Raw genomic sequence first — 916 nt, 5'->3', positions numbered from 1 at the left:
CTGGCGGCCGGCCGGGCCGTGCAGCACCACCGGCTCTCGGTCGTCGGCCAGCAGCTCGGCGACCAGCGCGTCTGCCGCCTCGGCCGGCTCGACTTCGACCAGCCGGACCGTGCTGTCCGGGTACTCGCGCGCCAGCGTGCGGAACAGCCCGCGCAGCCCGTCCGCCCGGCCACCGGCGGACGGCGCCGTGGGGCGGGCGGCGAGCAGGTGGCGCGGTGCCAGGGCCAGTGCGGCCTGCAGGGCGGGTACACAGCCGGGCAGCACCGGCGCGCCGCGCTCGGCGAGCGGGTCGAGGAGTAGCACGCCGTCAAATGGGCCGTCTGCGGTAGACAGTTCGTGTGCCGCATCGAACGGCAGGGCGTCTGCGCTGGCCGCGCTGAGACGGGCGGCGAGCGCGGCGGCCAGGCCGTGGCCGTCGTCGCCCAGCAGGGCGAAACGGCGGCCCGCGAGCGTGTCCGGCGATCCGGTGGGGTCGGGCAGCGGAACGGCGGCGAACCGCAGGCGGACCGGTTCGTGGCCAGCCACGACGGCGGCGGGTTCAGGGGCGGCCGCGGGTTCCGGGTTCGGTTGGGTGGCGGGGGTGGTGTGGGTGGTGAGCCAGGTGGTGATGGCTGTGACGGTGCGGGCGCGGGAGAGTTCTTCGATCTGTTGGTCGTCGAGGGTGGTGATGTCGGTGTTGGTGGTGGTGAGGCGGCGGGCGAGTTGGCCGATGATTTCGGTGCGCTTGATGGAGTCGATGCTGAGGTCGGCTTCGAGGTCGAGGTGGGGTTCGATCATGTCGGCCGGGTAGCCGGTGCGTTCGCTGATGATCTCGACCACGACGTGCAGCAGGTCCACCGGTTCGGACGCCGCGAACACCGTCGGCTCGGCGGCCCCGGCCCCGGCCCCGGCCCCGGCCGCGGCCGCGGCCGGCAGC

1 protein-coding gene is annotated in these 916 nt (G+C 74.7%); it reads right to left on the bottom strand.

All coding sequences use genetic code 11. The annotated features are described in order from the left end of the window. On the bottom strand, nt 1-916 hold a 916-nt coding region (locus BG452_RS35505; RefSeq protein WP_223243205.1), incomplete at both ends, for an acyl carrier protein.

Origin of the sequence: Streptomyces sp. CBMA123 (genome assembly GCF_014596465.1) — a bacterium.
Classification (GTDB): Bacteria; Actinomycetota; Actinomycetes; order Streptomycetales; family Streptomycetaceae; genus Kitasatospora.
Note: the sequence above shows the minus strand (reverse complement) of the source record. Positions and strands in the feature narration are given on the sequence as shown.